Consider the following 18,406-nt stretch of genomic DNA (forward strand, 5'->3'; position numbering starts at 1 on the left):
GCCTCCTTCTAGCACCTGATTTGCCTGGAGCCGTGATGCCCTTCACCCGGACCCTTCTTCGTTCATTGCCCCGCTGGGCCTCGCCCCTGATGGGGCTGCTTCTGTTGGTCACGGCCCTCCTTCCCCTTCAAGGGGGAGGGGGCTCAAGCATCTCCGTGTGGGTGAGCCCGAGCAGCACTACCTTGCTGATCGGTACCACCCAGCAGTTCAGCTCGAACGTGTCCGGTACCACCAAAACTGCCGTGACCTGGTCCTGCACGGGCGGAAGCGTCACCAGCACCGGACTCTACACCGCCCCCATTACGCCCGGGATCTACACGGTGAAGGCGACGCTGGTCTCGAACTCCAGCTACGTCGGAACCTCCACCGTGACCGTGGTGAAGAACCAGATTGATGGGGTAGTCATCACTACGAGCCCCACTACGGTGGGGACCTCCCAATCCGTGAACGTGTATGCCACGGTGACCGGTTCGGGGGATCTGTCCGGAACCTGGTCCTTCTCCGATGGCACTGCTTCCTACAGTGGTGGATCGCCCTCCCAGATCTACAGCTACGGTACCTACTCGGTCAGCGCCATCACTCACACCATGCCGGCGACGCCCGGCACCTACACGATCACCTACACCTCTGCCGAGAACCCGGCCCAGTCCGGCTCCGTGACCATTACGGTCGTGACCCCTGGGGTGATCCTGTCGCCCACCAGTGCGGCCCTCGCGCCGGGGGCCGCGCAGCAGTTCACGGCTAGCACGGTGGGCCTAAGCAACACGGCGGTGACTTGGTCCTGCTCGGGGGGCAGCGTCAGCACCTCCGGGCTCTACACCGCGCCGTCGACGGCGGGCACCTACACGGTCACCGCCACGAGCGTTCAGGACCCAACCAAGTCGGCGACGGCCACCGTGGTGGTCGCCATCCAGGTGACCCTGGACCCATTCTACCTGCCCATCTACCCCGGGGACGGGTGCTCGTTTAATGCCACGGTGCTGGGTGCCTCCAATCCGGCGGTGGCTTGGTCCTGCACGGGGGGTGTCTTCTCCACACCGAGCCTCTCAGGGAACTCCACCCGAGTGTGGTGGACGGCCCCGTCCACGGCAGGCCACTACACCCTGACGGTCACCAGCGTGGCGGACCCGACCAAGGTCGCAACGGTAGACGTGCCGGTTTCCATTAAGGTCCAGGTGATCGCGCCAACCTCGGCCCTGCAGGTCGGTGGAACCTACCAGGCCCAGGTCCAGGTGAAGGGCACAGCCGATCCGAGGGTAGTGTGGTCCATCAATGCCAGCCGCTCGGCTGTCGGAGGATCTATCACCTCGGGCGGACTCTTCACCGCGCCGACCAGCACCCCGGTGGGCCAGCGGCTCGGGTACTACCTGATGGCGACGAGTGTTGCCGACCCGACGCAGAGCGGCGAGACCTACCTGTCCGTCTACCAGCCTGCTTCGGTGACCCTGACCCCTAACACCAACACCGTGCCCTTGGGTGCGAGCGTGGCCTTGACCGCCACCCCTCTGGGCTCGGATGTGGCCCAAAACTACTTGGAATGGGAGGCGACGCAGGGGAGCATCCAGTTCCCTTCCCCTTACCCCAACCCCAGCTTCAAAGGCCCTTCCCAGGCCACCTTTGAGCCTCCTCGCGCACTGGGGACCTACTCCGTGCGCGTGGCCCCCCTGACCAATTATTACAATTCTGCCCCGAGCCCCGTGCCGGGAGTATCGGCCACTGCCTCGGTGACGGTCGTGGCGGCTCCCGCCGTGGTGACACTGACCCCCGGCCAGGTCTCGATCGAGACCGGAGGCACCCAGCAATACTTCGCCAGCGTGACGGGGGTCCTGGACCCCACAATTCAGTGGACCTGCTCAGGTGGCACGATCTCGTCGACAGGCCTCTACATGGCGCCCACGACCACCGGCACCTACACGATCACGGCCACCAGCAAGGCCGATTCGACCGGAGTGGCTTCCATCCCGGTCATCGTCCGCGCGGCCACTGCCAAGCCTAAAATCACCGTGTCCCCCAAGGTCGCCACGGTCGCACCTGGTGGAAGCCAGTCCTTGAGCGCAACGATCTCGAATGCGAGTGCCGCCACCACGACCTGGATCGAGGACAATCTTTCTGGCCAAGGTACCTACACCCTTTCCGGGAGCACCGCGACCTTCAAGGCCAACTCTGCGGTTTCCCCGTCATCCAATCCATATTCGGCAATCAACGCCTACGCCGCCTGGAGTCCTTATAACTGGGTGCGAGCTGATTTGTTCGATCGACCGGTTGTGACGATCCAGCCCACTGGCGCTATCAATGTGGCGATGGACCCGTCAAACCGCTATGAGTTCATCCAGGGGGACTCGTTCCAGTTCAAGGCGAATGTGACGGGGACGACGGACACGCGGGTAGTGTGGAACGATCTGCAGTCCATCCTGCTTACCTCAACGGGGTCCATGAACACCAGCAGCGGCTGGTATTATACCAACCCCTATCATGACTTCCTGATCCAGGCGAGCAGTGTGGTCGATCCGACGCGGTATTCCGTGGCTTCGGTTCGGGTGTGGAACAAGGGCGCGGTCCGGATCTTCAATCCACTTTCCACGCCCAGCATCCTACCCGGCCAACAAGTGCAGCTTGATGTGGAGGTGAAAGGCGGGGGCGGTGTGGTGTGGACCGCGACTGCAGGGACCATCTCACCCACGGGCCTCTACACGCCCCCGGCGTCGGTGACCGTGGATACTCCGGTCACCCTCCAGGCCACCAATGCCATCAACCCCAATTACTCCGACACCCTCAACCTCAATGTCCGGGCGACGGGTTCCGTCGACGTGTCACCCACCTATGCCTCCGTTCTGACGGGGGGCAAGCAGACCTTCACCGCGAAGGTGTGGAATTCCACCGCCTCGGTCACCTGGACCGTCCGCATGGCGAACGGCAGTTCCTTGAACCCCGGAACCATCAGCAGGGGTCTCTATACCGCCCCCACCAGCCTCAACAGCGGGGAGACCTCCCGCAACGTGATCGTGCGGGCCACCAACGCCTCAGACACCACGAAGTGGGCCGAGGCCAGCGTCGTGGTCTATCCGTCCGCCTCTGCCCTGCCGCCGCCCACGGCCGGCACACTGTCTCTGAATGGTGTGACGACCCTCTGGACCGGAACCACCCGCATCGCCTACTACGGCGGAGACGGCGACACCGTGACCTGGTCCATCACGGGAGGGACGATCCTCAGTACCGGTCATCAGGAATTTGGATTCCCACCTCAGTGGTATGCCGTCTACCAGGTCGGGAGCGCAGGTTCGACCGCGACCCTCACTGCCAAGGCTTCCAACTCCAGCGGCAGCGTGTCCGTCACCAGCAGCCCCATCACTGTCACGGCGATTCCGGACTTCGCGGGAGTCTTCACCACCAGCACTGGCACCAACTACTCGATCCTGGATTTCGGGACGGTCACCGAAACCCAGCTCAACGGCTCCGTGCTCACCTACCACAAGGTGTGGGTAAACGGCACGAACGGGTCGCTCCATGGGAACGACATCTCGATCGCCAACTCGGTCTTCGGGACCTTCTCGAACGACTCCCAGATCTTCAGCTCCCCGACCGGCGCCGCCAATCGCACGTCCGGCATCATCATCGGTGTGGACCCCGCCGTCGGCGCCTACGTCAAGATCGGCTCCACGCTCCAGTTCTTTTCCGGCATGGGCGGGACGCCCAATAAGGCCGTGATCTGGTCCTGCTCGGGGGGGTCTATCAGCACCAGCGGCCTCTACACGCCGCCTGCCACGCCCGGCACCTACACCGTCACCGCCACGAGCCAGGCGGACCCGACCAAGGCCTACACCGTGAAGGTCGGGGCCGACACGGGTTCAACAATCTCCGGGATTGCCGGGGTCTACACCGGCACCACCACCTATGCAGGCACCGATCCCCGGACTTACCCGGTGAGCGTCTTCACGGACGGGACAAACACTTACCTCAAGATCACCGGGGTGAACACCTACTCAGGCGCAAACAATGCGGTCGCGACTGGCACCCTGATGGGGCGCACCTTCCAGGGCACCTTTCAGGAGTACAACCCGAGCTACTACGACAGCAACGGCGAATCCGTGAGTATGGTCTTCGAACAGCAGGCGAATGGATTCATGACCCTGTCGGGCGGCTATCTGACTGTGCATGGGTTCCCTTCCACCGGGGGGGGGGTCAGCTACAGTGGCTCCCCCGTCTGGGCGGCCTTCTCCGGGACAGTTTCCCCGTCTCAGGTGGATGTGGCCGTGGTCCCGCATCTCCAGGATGGGTATTACGGGACCTCCTACTCCTATGGTTGGCCGGAGCCCCATGTCCTCAGCGGAACCGCGAATTCGTTTAAGGGTCTCGTCTGTGGCAGTACCAACACATCAGTGAATTGGACCGCCATCAGCGGGTCCTCAGGGGCGGTGCCTGCCACGGCCTTCTCCAGTACCACGAGCGCCAGCACCGTGTTTACGGTGCCCGAGGAATCAACCAAGGGGGTGAACTACAGCATCAGGGCGACCAGCGCGGCGGACACCACCAAATCCGACGCGGCCTCCTTCCCCGTAGACACCACATCCGGTCTGATCACCAGCACCGCCTCCACGGTCTACCTCACGAAGGGTCTGGACATGGAGGGAGTCCCCCATTTCTACTACCCGAGCACCTCCGATCTCTCGGTGTCCTTCGTGCAACTGCCGTCCAATGACGCCACCTGGACCATCCTTGGTTCGGGAGATACCGGGTCCCTGACGCTCGACAACCCCCTCTATTCTCATTCGAGCGCGACTTACAACCCGGGTTCGACGCCAGGCGTCTATACCGTCCAGGCCACATCTGAATGGGACGTCGCCCGCTCCGCCACCACCAACATCACTGTGGTGGAAGCGCCTCCGCAGATCATCTACCTCTCCATCAACAAGACCCAGTTCGCGTCCGGTGACGCCGTCATCCTGAGTTGGCTAGGGGCCTGGGCCTTCAATACACCCACTCCGACGGTGACGCTGACGATCCTGGACCAGATCGCCAACACTTCCCAAACGGTGGATGTCTCCAATCAGACCTCCTACACCTGCAATCCGACCCATTCGACGACCTTCACTTTCACGGTCACCAGTGCGTCGGGCATGCAGGGAACTCGTTCGCTCACCGCGAGCGTGGATGTCACCCAAGGCGCGAGTCTGTATGTGACTCCGAATCCGGTTCCCTTCCAGTCGGGCATGTCGGCATCCGTTTTCTACACGCAGGGGAGCGCCCGCCTTTCGGTGCAGACCGACCCCTATACCTGGACCGACTTGGGACCGGCCACCAGCGGAGCGGGCATTCCCATCGCCTCAAGCCTCGTGCCATGGACCTCACTCTTCTATGTCAGCGTCCAAGCCACGTTGACGGATTCGGTGGGGAATATAGGCACCCTCACGACCCTAGTCCCGATCGGCCCGAAGATCTTCTCCTTCACCTCCTCGGTCCCAGGGCTGCTGACAAGTAATCTCCAACCCGTGGGATTGACCTGGTCCATCAACAGCGCGAACCGCGCGGCCACGCTGTCACTGGTGGCGACCAATTCGAAGGGATCCTTCTATGTCCCCTTGAGCTCCGGGGGGGCCACGTCGATCACGGTGAACCCCACCGAGACCACGACCTACACGCTCACAGCGACCACCTATACCTACGGGAGCTACGGCGCTCCAATGACGGATCAGGCCAGCCTGACGATTCTCGTGTCGGATACCGTGGCGGCGTTGAGCATCACTCCGACCTCAGTGACCCTACCACCTGGTGCGAGTCAGGCCTTCACGGCATCCATTCTGGCCGCCCCGGGCAAGGACGGCATGACCTGGAGCTACTCCGGCGGCTCCATATCCGGTGGTGCCACGAGCGCCACTTGGGTGGCCCCGCAGACGGAAGGTAAGTACACCGTGACCGTCGCCAGTGTGGTCAATCCGGCCCTCACCGCCACCTCGACCATCACGGTCAGCAAGAGCGCAGGTACCCTGCCGCCGCCGTCCTTCGATGTCCTCAGCTTAGCCAGTGGCCCATCCCCGCAAGGGCCAGGGCATGTGCTGCTTTCATGGTCCACTGTCGGCGCGACCACGATCACTCTTCAAGACAGCAATGGCTTCCAGGTGGATGTGACCGGGCAAACTTCCTATGACGTGACACCGATAGGGACCACGATCTACACCCTGACGATTACCGATGGGAAGAGTTATATCTCCCGAACCTTGACGATTCCTGGGGCGGGTTACGCCATCGCCGTGGTGCCCGCCCAAGTCTCAATGCTCACTGGGGTGTCCTTCAAGTTCGGATACTCGATCTACGCACCCTCCAACCAGGTCAACTGGACATGTAATGGCGGCACCATTGCGGCGGATGGTACCTTCACGGCACCTACCACGGCGGGAACCTATATCGTGACGGCAACTTTAGTGGACGATCCCTCCAAGACGTCTTCTGCCACGGTCACGGTGAATGACGTAAGCCTCATTATCCTTCCGTCCTACCTTGCCCTGACCACTGGTCAATCCTTCAGCTTTGGATACCAGGCCCTTACCTATTCCGATGATCGACCCACTTGGTCTGCCAGTGCGGGCAGCATCACGTCCAGTGGCGTATTCACCGCACCGTTGATTCCCGGCACGGTGACCATTACGCTCACCAGTTCCAAGGATCTCACCAAGACTGCCATCGCCACGGTGGAAGTGAAATCCATCGATCTGATGATCCTGCCCAGTGTGTTGTGGGTGCTTCCCCAAGGTCAGTACCAGCTTGCTGCGGGCACCAGTCTGGGACCAGTGAACTGGTCTGTGGTGGAAGCTAACGGTGGAAGTATCGACGCAAACGGTATCTATACCGCTCCAAACGCAGTGGGCACTTTCACGATCAAGGCCACCAGCGCACTGGATAGCAGTCGATTCGCCACGGCCACAGCCATTGTTGCGACCAGCGGGGGTGGAAACTGGGGTCCTGGCAGCGGCGGAGGGGGCACTTTCTCCCCTCAGAATTTCGGCGTCAGCGTGGAACCTGCCATGTCGACGGTGGATGCGGGAACCTATCAATCCCTCCATGCGACTGTGCTGGGGAACGATGATCAAAGTGTTACTTGGCAAGTCGCGGGCGGCACCGTAAAAGCTACTGTCGATGACCAAGGTGTTTTCACGGCCCATGAACCTGGCATTTACACTGTCGTCGCCACCAGCAAGGTTAACTCAGCTTGGCAAGGGTCCGCACTTCTGGTGGTTGAATCCAGCGTCAAGGGTTTGCGCAATGTCCCAGCAGAACTGGACCTGGAAGGTTATTCAGTGACCGTCCTCAAAGACGGGAAGGTTCTCCTGGTTGGAGGGCAAGACACACGGGTGATCGACACGGATCCGGCGAAGGGTTATCGCGGCACTGCCTATCTGTACGATCCAGGTACCAAGGCCTTTACCGCCACAGGTAGTCTGATCCAGGCTCGGGCCGGACACATGGCCACCCTCCTTGCCGACGGTCGTGTGTTGATCGCGGGAGGCATGGGGTATTTCAAATGGCCGACGGATCCCAATGCCTTTGTTCAAGAACAGCCCGTGAAGTGGGGCGAGATCTACAACCCGGCTACGGGCCAATTCGAAGCGCTCCCGACGCCGCCAGATCATCCGTTATATCCGGCAGGTTCCATGCGCAGTGCGCATGGCAGTACGGGACAAGCTGCAACTCTGTTCAACGGCCAAGTTCTCATGGTCGGAGGTCCTTCTGGAGCGCAAACCTACTGGCCGTTCGACCTCTTCAATCCCACGACGAACCTCTTTGATCTGACGGATATCGTCACGGGAAACATTGCGAATCAGGAGTTATTCCAGACCCGCGAAGGTGGGGCCGTTGTCGCCCTAGACGATGGAAGGGCCCTCCTCACAGGTGGCAGCAGGACCTACAGCGTGAACGAAACCTATCCCTGCGGCATGAGAAGCTGCGTCCTGAATGAGGTCCGGATTTTTGATCCTCAGTCTCCGAGCGCGTTATCTACGGTGACCGGAATGATGCAGGCGCGTAGTGGCCACACCATGACCAAGCTCCCCAATGGGAAGATACTGATCACCGGTGGATCCGATCATTTCACGCTTGCTTCTACCTCCACGTTCCTGCCAAATCCCACCGCCACGGCCGAGATCTACGATCCGGCCACGGGAACGTTCACGCCTACCGGCTCAATGAAGTGGGCCCGGAGTGAACACGCTGCCATCCTCTTGCCCACTGGGCAGGTCATGGTGGCGGGAGGGTATCTCAGTGCTACCTGGGACGGCACAGGGACCATCTGGAGCTATCCGACGGAAACTGAGCTCTACGATCCAGATACTGGAACCTTCTCTGTTATAGACAAGCTCGCTTTTGGCCTGGATCGACCAAAACTGGCTCTAATACAGGGTGGAGGGGTGTTTGTAGGCGGGAAACCCATTGTGACGGCCAGTGCAGGGACCCCTGCGGGGGCCACATTGGCTTCGGGTTCCAAGGTTGTTCAACCCATGATTGCGCCTTTGGCTTCTGGAGCTCTCGGATGGCTCTCGGCATTGTCCGTTCTTGGACTTACGAGACCTGAAGAAATGGGAGTTGATTTCGCGACGATCAACCAAGGCGTCGAACGGTATCTCGACGATACCGATCAAGCGAACGGTCGAAAGGAACAAGGTCAGGGCTGGGCGACCACCATGCCTTGGAAAGCAGAAGTCCCAAAACTGGCGAACCGTCCTACCCGCTTTAGGATCTACCTGAAAGGGCTTGGTGACATCTCAAAGGTCAAGGTTCGGGTTTACAAAGGAGCCAATCAAGACCTGCTAAACCAAGACTTCCTCGTCAAGGCAGGGAGGAAGAATGTGTTTGGCGGGCCAGCTGATGCCAATGGCCTGGTCAGCTTTGTCCTGGATGAAAACCAGACTCTACCTGACAGCGGAAGCACGAGCCTCACCTTGAACCTCTATGTGGAGCCGGATCCCGATAGGACCTACATCAAGGATGAGGTACTGAGGAAGAATCTGACCTATGACAAGCCCTTCGTGTTCCAGCTCTCCAATCCCATGACCGTGTACCTCATTCCCATCGCTTACCGCTACGACACCGGCACGAAGGACGCTCTGGGGAACTCAATTCTGAGAACAGAGCCTTCCCCCTTGAACGAAACCTACAGAATCGCATTCGAAAAGGCGGCGAAGGAATTTTTCCCGGTTTCATTTGGGAAATTGTCAGTCCTTAACGATCCAGTGGCCCTGGCGGATCCCGCTAATGCCTTGAATTACGTCTGGGATGAAACAAACAACGACCTTGCGGGGAATCCCAGAGGTAAGCTTTACAGCTTGTTTAATGGCACGGAGCGTTGGACACAGCTAGGGCTAGATTTTTTCACATCATTTGGTGGCAATATTAAATATTATCAATTAATGAACGATATAAATCCCATTGGTAAGTACGTATGCGCTGTCTTGCCCAAAGTGCTGAATCATAGCATTAAGCAAGACTCAGTTCGACCAACAGAGGGTGTTGGAACAGCCGGCATAACTTTTAAACTCGATGGTATCAAGAGCCACTTTTCACTGGCGGTCGGGGAGTTGAAGGCCCTCCAAGGAGGGCGTCCTACGGACGCTCTCCACGAGCTAGGGCACGCTCATGGATCCTCACACGCCCCCTGGAACAGCATCGATGATTTCGATGCTTATTGGAAGAATAATCTCTGCGGATTCTCTCCGGAAGTGTACAAAAATGGTCGAATCGGTGTGATCGGCCGAAGCGTGATGACCCAGGAGACTTTCGATAAAATCATCGATTCCGATGATGACCCCCTGAAATTCAGGGACCTCATGGGGTACGCATGGCCTACCATTTCCATGCCGAGCGGGACACTCAAAATTAATGAGATGTACTGGGTATCGGATTATAGTTTCAGGAATTTCTTTAAACATGAAAAGGACCCAACTTTTGTTCCAAGCCCTGGAGGTCAGTGATGCGCATATGGAATTTGATTATCATAGCGGGCATTTTCATTCCGAACATCCAAGCATTAGAAGGCATGGATCCAGGAGCTCCGGTAATTCAGGCTGATGCTTCTCCTCAAGAAATTCCATTCCTGGTGTTCCAGGCGGAATTTAACCCTCGGCTTAGAATTTTAAATGTGTGGTTAAAAGATCCCCAAGATATTGTATTTGATGGAGTAAATTCTAATCAACGATCTAAATATATACCTTACAAGAATAAACGAGAAGTTGAAATTGAATACATTACTTCTTCGGGTAAAGTAATTCGTGTGCCCGGTCTTGACCCCATTCCTGGACGGCTTTATTGGGCCAATATTCCCACTACTGAAAATGGTATTGGATATCGAATCTATAAGGAAGGTCGTCTGATTGGTGAGGAACATTTCCAACAGCCTGGTCCCGTCATTAACATCACTTTCCAGGAGGCTGGTCAGGGTGTGGTATTTCTAAAAATGAACCAGAAACATAACGGTCTTGATACGAAAGTTAGCTGGGACGGAGGGCAGACGTGGGATTGGGTGGACGGTTTCGACAAGGAAACCGCCACTTTCAAACTGCCCTTGGACAAATTGGAGAAAAATCCGAACCCCATCCTTGAAGTTCGAGTGGCCGTAAATCTCATGATTTACCGAAAGCGGTATATCTACGGTAAGGGGCCTGTCGAGTAGTCCTCTGTCGGTGTTCGAGAGAAGCCCCCCCCCCTTCAACGGCAGTTTCAGAAAGAGGCCTCGGCCTCTTTCTGAGTTCTTTCTCCTTGCCGTTTGTCCCGGTCGTGAACGCCCCCGCGGGGGTTCAGGGCCGGGCGCGAGCGAGGCGCTGAATCTCTGCGGTCTTTTGAAAACCGGAATGGGTCGAAATCTTTCCACGGACACCCCGCGTTCCGGGAGCGTGCCAGGTCCATTTATCGGTGTGCGGGGGCTGGGTTGCCCCCTTCGCTGCTCCCCAGGACCCTTTGACATGCCAACCGCCTCCCGAGCATCAATCCCCAGGAACGCTCTGGATTTTCCCCATCCTCGGGAATGCCGGTCATCGGTGGGGTTCCTCATGGTGGTTTGGCCTGAGGTTTGCGCCTGTCACCGAGGCTGTCCTGGGGATCCCTGGCGGACCCGAACTCACTGATTCAAGGACGGTTCAAATCGAGTCGAATTTGTAGTGGATCAGCTCGTGCTCGAGGATGCGCTCGAACCCCGCCTGCCTTTTCAAGGACGAAGTCGAGATCGGCCTCGGCAAGTGGGCGGATCTGAAACGAATCGAGGGCGCTCATCTTGAAGCCTTAGAGGTTGAGGGGGAACTCTCACAATTCTAGAGAGTGTTTGGGGCAGAACCCCTCAGATGGTTAATGCAGCCCCCGAATTCCCGACCGAATCTCGCCCAAATTCCTCTCAGAACGAGGCAATCCAGGCCCTGAAGGAGGGGGAAAGCGTAGCAAGGCCAGCCAAGCGAACTCCCCGCCGGCGCCCAGCCATTCCGCTCTCAGCTTAGGGGCCAGCGGGCCTTCTGCGTTTCTCGATTCAATAACACAAACGGCCGACTGCAGTCGGCCGTTGCTTTTGGTAGGGCTAACGGGATTTGAACCCGTGTTACCGCCGTGAAAGGGCGGTGTCCTGACCCCTAGACGATAGCCCCGTGGGGTGGAACTTGGTGGGCCCAGCGCGACTCGAACGCGCGACCAACGGCTTAAAAGGCCGCTGCTCTACCGACTGAGCTATGGGCCCTTGCCGGTGGTTCCAGGCCCGCGTGCCCTCGAGCGCGCGGTGCACGCGAGCGTGCGGTGCCTGAATGGGCAGGACGACCAGTGTGCCCGTGAAGGGCGTTTGGGTCAACCCAGCAGCGGCTCGAGGAAGGTGCCGGGGTAGACGCAACCCTCCTGGCGATCGGGGCCGGTGCTGAGGTAGGCGATGGGCACTTCGACGCTCTCGACGAGGGCTTCGAGGTAGGCGTGGGCTTCGGCGGGGAGCTCGCCGTGCTTGGTGATGCCCCGGGTGCTGGCCCAGCCCTTGAAGTACTTCACCTCGGGCTGCAGGCCCTTCCAGTCGGCGGCGCAGCTGGGGAGCTCGGTGGTGATGGTGCCTTCGCCGGTGCGGTAGCCGACGATCAGCCCCACCTCGTCCAGTCCGTCCAGCACATCGAGCTTCATGATGGCCAGGCCATCCACGCCGTTGGTGCGGCAGGCATGGGCGGTGATGGGGGCGTCGAACCAGCCGCAGCGGCGGGGGCGGCCGGTGGTGGTGCCGAATTCCCTGCCCACTTGGCGCAGGCGCTCACCGGTGGCGTCGTGCATCTCGGCGGGGAAGGGGCCGGAGCCGACGCGGGTGGTGTAGGCCTTGGCGATGCCGAGGATCTTGTCGAGGGCCTTGGGGGGCAGGCCGGTGCCGGTGAAGAGGCCGCCGAGGCTGCAGTTGCTGGAGGTGACGAAGGGGTAGGTGCCGTGGTCGATGTCGAGCAGGGTGGCCTGGGCACCCTCGAAGAGGATGCGGTCTCCGCGCTCCCAGGCGGCCACGAGGTGGCTCTGGCTGTCGCCGATGAAGGGCAGGAGGGGGTCGGCGATGCGAAGCAGGTCCTCGACGACGGTCTCCAGGGAGGGCAGCTCGGCGCCCGCGCCCAGGCGCAGGCGGACTTCCTCGTAGCCGGGGCGGATGCGGTCGGCCAGGGTCTCGGGGTGCAGCAGGTCGCCCAGGCGCACGCCCATGCGGCCGGCCTTCATCTCGTAGGCGGGGCCGATGCCGCGGCCCGTGGTGCCGATCTTGTTGGCGCCGCCCTCGCGCCAGAGGTCCAGGGCGATGTGGTGGGGAAGGATGAGGTGGGCCCGGTCGGATAGCATCAGCCGGCCGGCCAGGTCGAAGCCCCGGGTCCGGAGACGATCCAGCTCCTGCTGGAAGACCTCGAGGTTGAGGACGACGCCGTTGCCGACCACCAGGAAGCAGCCGGGGTGGAGGGCGCCACTGGGCACCTGATGCAGTGCGATGCTCTGGCCGTCGACCACGACCGTGTGGCCGGCATTGTTGCCGCCCTGGAAACGCACCACCTGATGGAAATGCGGGCTGAGGAGGTCCACGACCTTGCCCTTGCCCTCGTCCCCCCACTGGAGCCCCAGGATCGCCAGATTGGTCCTAACCAGGCTCATGTCGCCCTCCCAGCCCTCCAGTCTACCGTTGCAAGAGGGTTCTGTCCCGGGGAGAGGCGGGTTCCGCCCCGGGTGGAGGGTCGGTTCTGTCCCAGCCGGGCCGGGACAACCAGGGTGGAAGGCGCTACCCTGATAGGCCTCCCTGGAACCATCCCGGCCCCGGGGTCATCCAATCATCCGTAAGGGTGATCAGCAGCTAACCCGAAAGGGTGTCCCGTGTTCGAAAAATTCACCGAAAAAGCGCGACGTGTGATGTTCTTCGCCCGCTACGAGGCGAGTCAGTTCGGTGCGGAAAGCATCCAGAGCGGCCACCTCCTGCTGGGGCTGCTCCGGGAATCGGAAAAGACCAGCACCCAGCTGCTCGAGCGCATGGGCGTGCAGGTGAGCGCCCTGCGGGAGCGCCTGGTGGCCGCCCTGACCCCCAAGGACAAGAAGATCACCCCCAGCAGCACCAGCATCGACATCCCCATGGAGGAGGAGGTCAAGCGCATCCTCCAGCACGCCACGGCCGAGAGCGCCAAGCTCAACCACAAGCACGTGGGGGCGGAGCACCTGCTGCTGGGCATGCTGAAGGAGGAGGGCTGCCTGGCCGGGCGCCTCCTGACGGAGGCCGGGGCGGACCTGATCGCCGCCAAGGAGATCCTGCTGGAGAGCAGCAAGGAAGAGAAGATTGCGAAGAAGAAGAAGGAGCACCCGCTTCTCTCCGAGTTCGCCCGCAACCTGTCGGAGATGGCCGAGCGGGGCATCTTCGATAACCTCATCGGCCGTGAGCAGGAGGTCGAGCGCATCATCCAGATCCTCAGCCGGCGCCGGAAGAACAATCCGATCCTGCTGGGCGAGGCGGGCGTGGGCAAGACGGCCATCGTGGAAGGCCTGGCCCAGAAGATCTATGAGGGCGTGGTGCCGCCCAGCCTGGTGGACAAGCGCATCTACGCGCTGGATCTCAGCCTCGTGGTGGCCGGCACCAAGTACCGCGGGCAGTTCGAGGAGCGGCTGAAGTCCATCATCGCCGAGGCCAGCAAGGATCCCAGCGTGGTGCTCTTCATCGACGAGATCCACAGCCTCATCGGCACGGGCGCCGCGGAGGGCAGCCTGGACGCGGCCAACATCCTGAAGCCGGCCCTGAGCCGGGGCGAGATCCAGTGCATCGGCGCCACCACGCACAAGGAATACGCCAAGTACATCGACAAGGACCGCAGCCTGGTGCGGCGGTTCCAGCCCGTGACGGTGAATCCCCCGGACGAGGCGGAGAGCCTGCGCATCATCGAGGGCATCCGCAGCCGCTACGAACTGTTCCACCGGGTGCGCTACGCCGCCAAGACCATGGAGGCCTCGGTCTACCTGTCGAACCGCTACATCACGGACCGCTTCCTGCCCGACAAGGCCATCGACCTCCTGGACGAGGCGGGGGCCCGGGTGAAGCTGCGGGTGGGGCCCGGCGGCTCGGATACCGAGGGCCAGTCCCACGAGGAGGAGCTGCACCGGGTCATCAACGAGATGAACGAGGCGGTCCTGAGTCGCGATTTCGAGAAGGCCGTCCTGCTCCGGCAGCGGGAGCTGCAGCTGCGCGAGGAACTCCAGAAGGACCGGGGCGAGCTGACGGACGAGGACTACGCCCGGTTCCCCGAAGTGACCGAGCGGGACATCGAGGACGTGGTGGCCAGCTGGACCGGCATTCCCGTGACGGCCCTCAAGGGCGACGAGAAGGCCAACCTCGTGAACATGGAGCCCCGGATCAACGAGCGCGTCATCGGCCAGCCCGAGGCGGTGAGCGCCGTGGTGCGCGCCGTGCGCCGGGCCCGGACCGGCCTGAAGAACCCAAATCGGCCCATGGGCTCGTTCCTCTTCCTGGGCCCCACGGGCGTGGGCAAGACGGAACTGGCCAAGACGCTGGCGGCCTTCCTCTTCGGCGACGTCAAGAAGATGATCCGCTTCGACATGTCCGAGTACATGGAGAAGCACGAGGTCTCCAAGCTGCTCGGGGCCCCTCCGGGGTACGTGGGCTACGAGGAGGGCGGCATGCTCACGGACCGCATCCGGCGGAACCCGTACTGCGTGCTCCTGTTCGACGAGATCGAGAAGGCCCATCCCGACCTGATCAACATCCTGCTGCAGATCTTTGACGACGGTCAGGCTTCGGACGCTTTCGGGAACCTGGTGGACTTCAAGAACACCATCATCATCATGACGTCCAATGTGGGCAGCCGGGAGCTGCTGGCGGAGAAGAACCTCGGCTTCGTCGAGCAGGACGCCCGTCCCGACGCGAAATCCAGCGACGCCATGAAGGTCCTCAAGCGGACCTTCCCGCCCGAATTCCTCAACCGCATCGACGAGATCGTGGTGTTCAACCGCCTGGGCGACGACGAGCTGCGCAAGATCGTCCGCCTGCTGGTGGAGGATCTGAACGTCACCCTCCAGAAGCACAAGCTGATCGTCAGCCTCACCGACGCCGCCTGCGACTGGCTGGTGAAGACCACGCTGCGGGACCGCGCCTACGGGGCCAGGCCGCTGCGGCGGGCCATCCAGAAGCAGGTGGAGGATCCCCTCGCCGAGCTGATGGTGGGCCAGGACACGGTGCCCTCGGGCCTCGTGAAGTTTGATCTGGTGGACGAGAAGCTCGTCCCCACCCTGTCTGATTCCGGAGACGTGGCCGCTGGCCAGGAAACCCATCTGGTCGGAGCGCCTGAATGACGCAGCGGAACATGGAATGGAACCGGGTCCAGCCCCGGTGGTGGAGAGGCGTGCTGCCCCTGACCCTCGTAGCCCTGGTCGCTGGTTTCTCGCTTCCCCTGGCGGCGCAGGACATCGAGCCCATCGTCAAGATCGAGGTCGTGGGCGCCCAGAAGCAGACGGCCGAGACGGTGATCTTCAAGTCCGGCGTGAAGGTGGGCGACGATCTCCGCAACGTCGACTTCAGCAGCGTGATGGGGAAGCTCTGGGCCAGTGGTTCCTTCGATGACATCAAGCTGGAACTCGAGGATGCCCCGGGCGGCAAGAAGCTGGTCATCCGCATCAAGGAGCGGCCCCTGATCAAGGAGATCGACTACCGCGGCGGCACCGAGGTGGGCATCACCAACATCAAGGACAAGGTGAAGGAGAAGAAGCTCGCCATCAACCCGGATACGGTCTACGACCCCGAGGCCGCGCGGAAGATCAAGGACCTGATCGTGGATCAGGCCGGCGAGAAGGGCTTCCGGAACCCCGTGGTGGACATCACGCTCGAGCCCATGGGGCCCGGCGTGGCGCGCCTGGTGTTCGACGTCAAGGAAGGCGGCAAGGCCAAGATCTACCGGGTCGAATTCCGGGGCAACAAGGTGTTCTCCAGCGCCCAGCTGCGGAGCGTCATGAAGAAGACGCGCAAGCACTGGATGTTCAGCTGGCTCACCACCCACGACCTGCTGGTGGACAAGAACCTGAACGAGGACCTGGAAAACCTCAAGAAGGCCTACTGGAAGCTGGGCTACAAGGATGTCTTCGTGGGCAAGCCGGTCATCGAGGTGGAAGACCGCACCACGGCGAAGCAGAAGAAGAAGAACGAGAAGCGCGTCCGGGAGGCGAAGTCCCCCAAGTACGACCTGCGCGCCACCCTCAGCATTCCCATCCTCGAAGGCCAGCAGTTCTTCGAGGGCACCTTCAAGACCGAGGGCGGGAAGCTCTTCCGCGAGACCTACTACCCGATGAAGTACGCGGAAGTGAAGCGGGACAACCACTCCTTCCTCAAGAAGTTCTTCAACATCCGGCCCTCGGTCGAGACTCCGAAGCCCGGCGCCAAGCCGGTGCCCTTCGATCTGGATGCGGTGAACCAGACCGTGGACAAGATCAAGGAGGCCTACAGCAATCAGGCCTACATCATGTTCCGGGCGGAGAAGAAGTTCGACATCCGGGAAGAGGATGGCGTCAAGAAGGTGGACACCACCCTGAAGCTCGATGAAGGCGAGCAGTACACCGTCCGTCGCATCGAGTTCGAGGGGAACCTCACCACCAAGGACAAGGTGCTGCGCCGCAGCATGATGCTGAAGGAGGGCGACCTCTTCCGCACGGACTTCTTCAAGGATTCACTGCTGGGTATCAGCCAGCTGAGCTTCTTCGATGTGAAGAACTCCGAGCCCAAGGTGGAACTGGTGCCGGACAAGCCCCAGGTGGATGTGGTCGTTCGCGGTGAGGAGGCCGGCGTCAACGAGCTCCTCTTCCAGGGCGGCTACGGCTCGCTGTTCGGCTTCTCGCTGGGCGTGAGCTTCTCCACCCGCAACCTGGGGGGCGGCGGCGAGACCCTGTCCCTGAGCTACAACGGCGGCAAGTTCTCCAAGAACGTCTCCGTCGGGTTCACGGAACCCTTCGTGTTCGACCTGCCGTATTCCTTCTCCACTTCGGTGTCGAATGGATCCGCGGACTACGATGCTTCCCGCGTGGGCATCGCGAACGCCTACAAGCAGTTCACCCGGAGCCTCGGGTTCTCCGTGGGTGCGCGCCTGAGCAACTGGTTCCCCAACCAGCCCTGGGCCTTCTTCACCACCTACTCCACGGGCTACAGTTTCCGCCTCATCCGCATCGAGGGCGGCCGCAACTACTACTTCCGCGACCTGAGCAACCAGCTCACCTCCACGTTCAGCCAGAGCCTGTCCTACAGCACGGTGAACCACCAGTTCAAGCCCACCCAGGGCACGCGCGTCGGCTTCGGACTGGAGTACGGCGGCTGGCAGTTCGGCGGCGACAAGCCCTTCCTGCGCGCCACCTGGGACTTCGCCAAGTTCGCCAATGTGGCCGACCGGCACATCTTCGCCGTGAACCTCAGCTACGGCTATCTGCAGAACATGAGTCGCGAGGAACTCCCGCTCTACGACCTCTACCGGCCCGGCGGCGAGAACAGCATCCGCGGCTACCGTTATGGCCAGGTGGGCAGTGTCCTCCTCGACAACAACGGGTATCCGGTGGTGGTGGGCGGCAACAAGCAGTTCATCGCCAATCTGGAGTACCAGTTCAAGATCGCGGACCAGTTCCGGCTGGTGGCCTTCTACGATGCGGGCAATGCCTGGGGCAGCGGCACCAAGATCTTCAGCCGCGATGTGGTGACCTACAAGGACTTCAGCAACAACGATTATTCCTACAAGAACCCCTCCCTCGTGCGGTCGATGGGCCTCGAGTTCAGGTTCTTCCTGCCCATCAGTCCGGCTCCGCTCCGCCTGATCTGGTCCCGGAAACTGAACCCCTATCCCTTCGACACGGATGGACGGAACGACTTCCAGTTCTCCATCGGCACCACTTTCTGATATCTGGGGCCTGAGCCCTCCGCGTTACA

At 61.1% G+C, this 18,406-nt stretch carries 5 protein-coding genes and 2 tRNA genes; 4 read left to right on the forward strand and 3 right to left on the reverse strand.

What is annotated here, in order from left to right:
* The first annotated feature begins 35 nt into the window (after nt 1-35).
* Both MLE43_RS10350 and MLE43_RS10355 read left to right on the forward strand, forming a co-directional pair.
* On the forward strand, nt 36-9,956 hold the full coding sequence (locus tag MLE43_RS10350; RefSeq protein ID WP_243303689.1) for a hypothetical protein: 9,921 nt from the start codon (nt 36-38) through the stop codon (nt 9,954-9,956).
* On the forward strand, nt 9,956-10,654 hold the full coding sequence (locus MLE43_RS10355) for a hypothetical protein (RefSeq protein WP_243303690.1): 699 nt from the start codon (nt 9,956-9,958) through the stop codon (nt 10,652-10,654). Before MLE43_RS10350 ends, MLE43_RS10355 begins: the two co-directional genes overlap by 1 nt.
* Before the next feature lie 883 nt (nt 10,655-11,537).
* Here the strand turns inward: MLE43_RS10355 and MLE43_RS10360 are convergent.
* From MLE43_RS10360 to MLE43_RS10370, 3 genes are all read right to left on the reverse strand, one after another.
* A tRNA-Glu gene (locus tag MLE43_RS10360) sits at nt 11,538-11,612 on the reverse strand.
* Between the two features lie 13 nt (nt 11,613-11,625).
* A tRNA-Lys gene (locus MLE43_RS10365) sits at nt 11,626-11,701 on the reverse strand.
* Nucleotides 11,702-11,805: 104 nt separating this feature from the next.
* Entirely contained in the window at nt 11,806-13,110 is a 1,305-nt protein-coding gene (locus tag MLE43_RS10370; protein ID WP_243303691.1) for an adenylosuccinate synthase, read from the reverse strand.
* Nucleotides 13,111-13,326: 216 nt separating this feature from the next.
* Here MLE43_RS10370 and MLE43_RS10375 point away from each other — a divergent pair, with 216 nt between their 5' ends.
* Nucleotides 13,327-15,801 (forward strand): ATP-dependent Clp protease ATP-binding subunit, encoded by a 2,475-nt coding sequence (locus MLE43_RS10375; protein ID WP_476729707.1) that lies wholly within the window; start codon nt 13,327-13,329, stop codon nt 15,799-15,801.
* Nucleotides 15,798-18,377: an outer membrane protein assembly factor BamA gene (bamA, locus tag MLE43_RS10380; RefSeq protein ID WP_243303693.1), complete on the forward strand. Its 2,580-nt coding sequence runs from the start codon at nt 15,798-15,800 to the stop codon at nt 18,375-18,377. The genes MLE43_RS10375 and bamA overlap by 4 nt, the downstream gene beginning before the upstream one ends.
* Nucleotides 18,378-18,406: the final 29 nt, after the last annotated feature.

Source organism: Geothrix oryzisoli, assembly GCF_022808865.1.
Lineage (GTDB): Bacteria > Acidobacteriota > Holophagae > Holophagales > Holophagaceae > Geothrix > Geothrix oryzisoli.

Coding starts and splice junctions, on each gene's coding strand:
- MLE43_RS10370 (WP_243303691.1), bottom strand. CDS start 13,110: ATGAGCCTGGTTAGGACCAATCTGGCGATCCTGGGGCTCCAGTGGGGG.
- bamA (WP_243303693.1), top strand. CDS start 15,798: ATGACGCAGCGGAACATGGAATGGAACCGGGTCCAGCCCCGGTGGTGG.
- MLE43_RS10355 (WP_243303690.1), top strand. CDS start 9,956: ATGCGCATATGGAATTTGATTATCATAGCGGGCATTTTCATTCCGAAC.
- MLE43_RS10350 (WP_243303689.1), top strand. CDS start 36: ATGCCCTTCACCCGGACCCTTCTTCGTTCATTGCCCCGCTGGGCCTCG.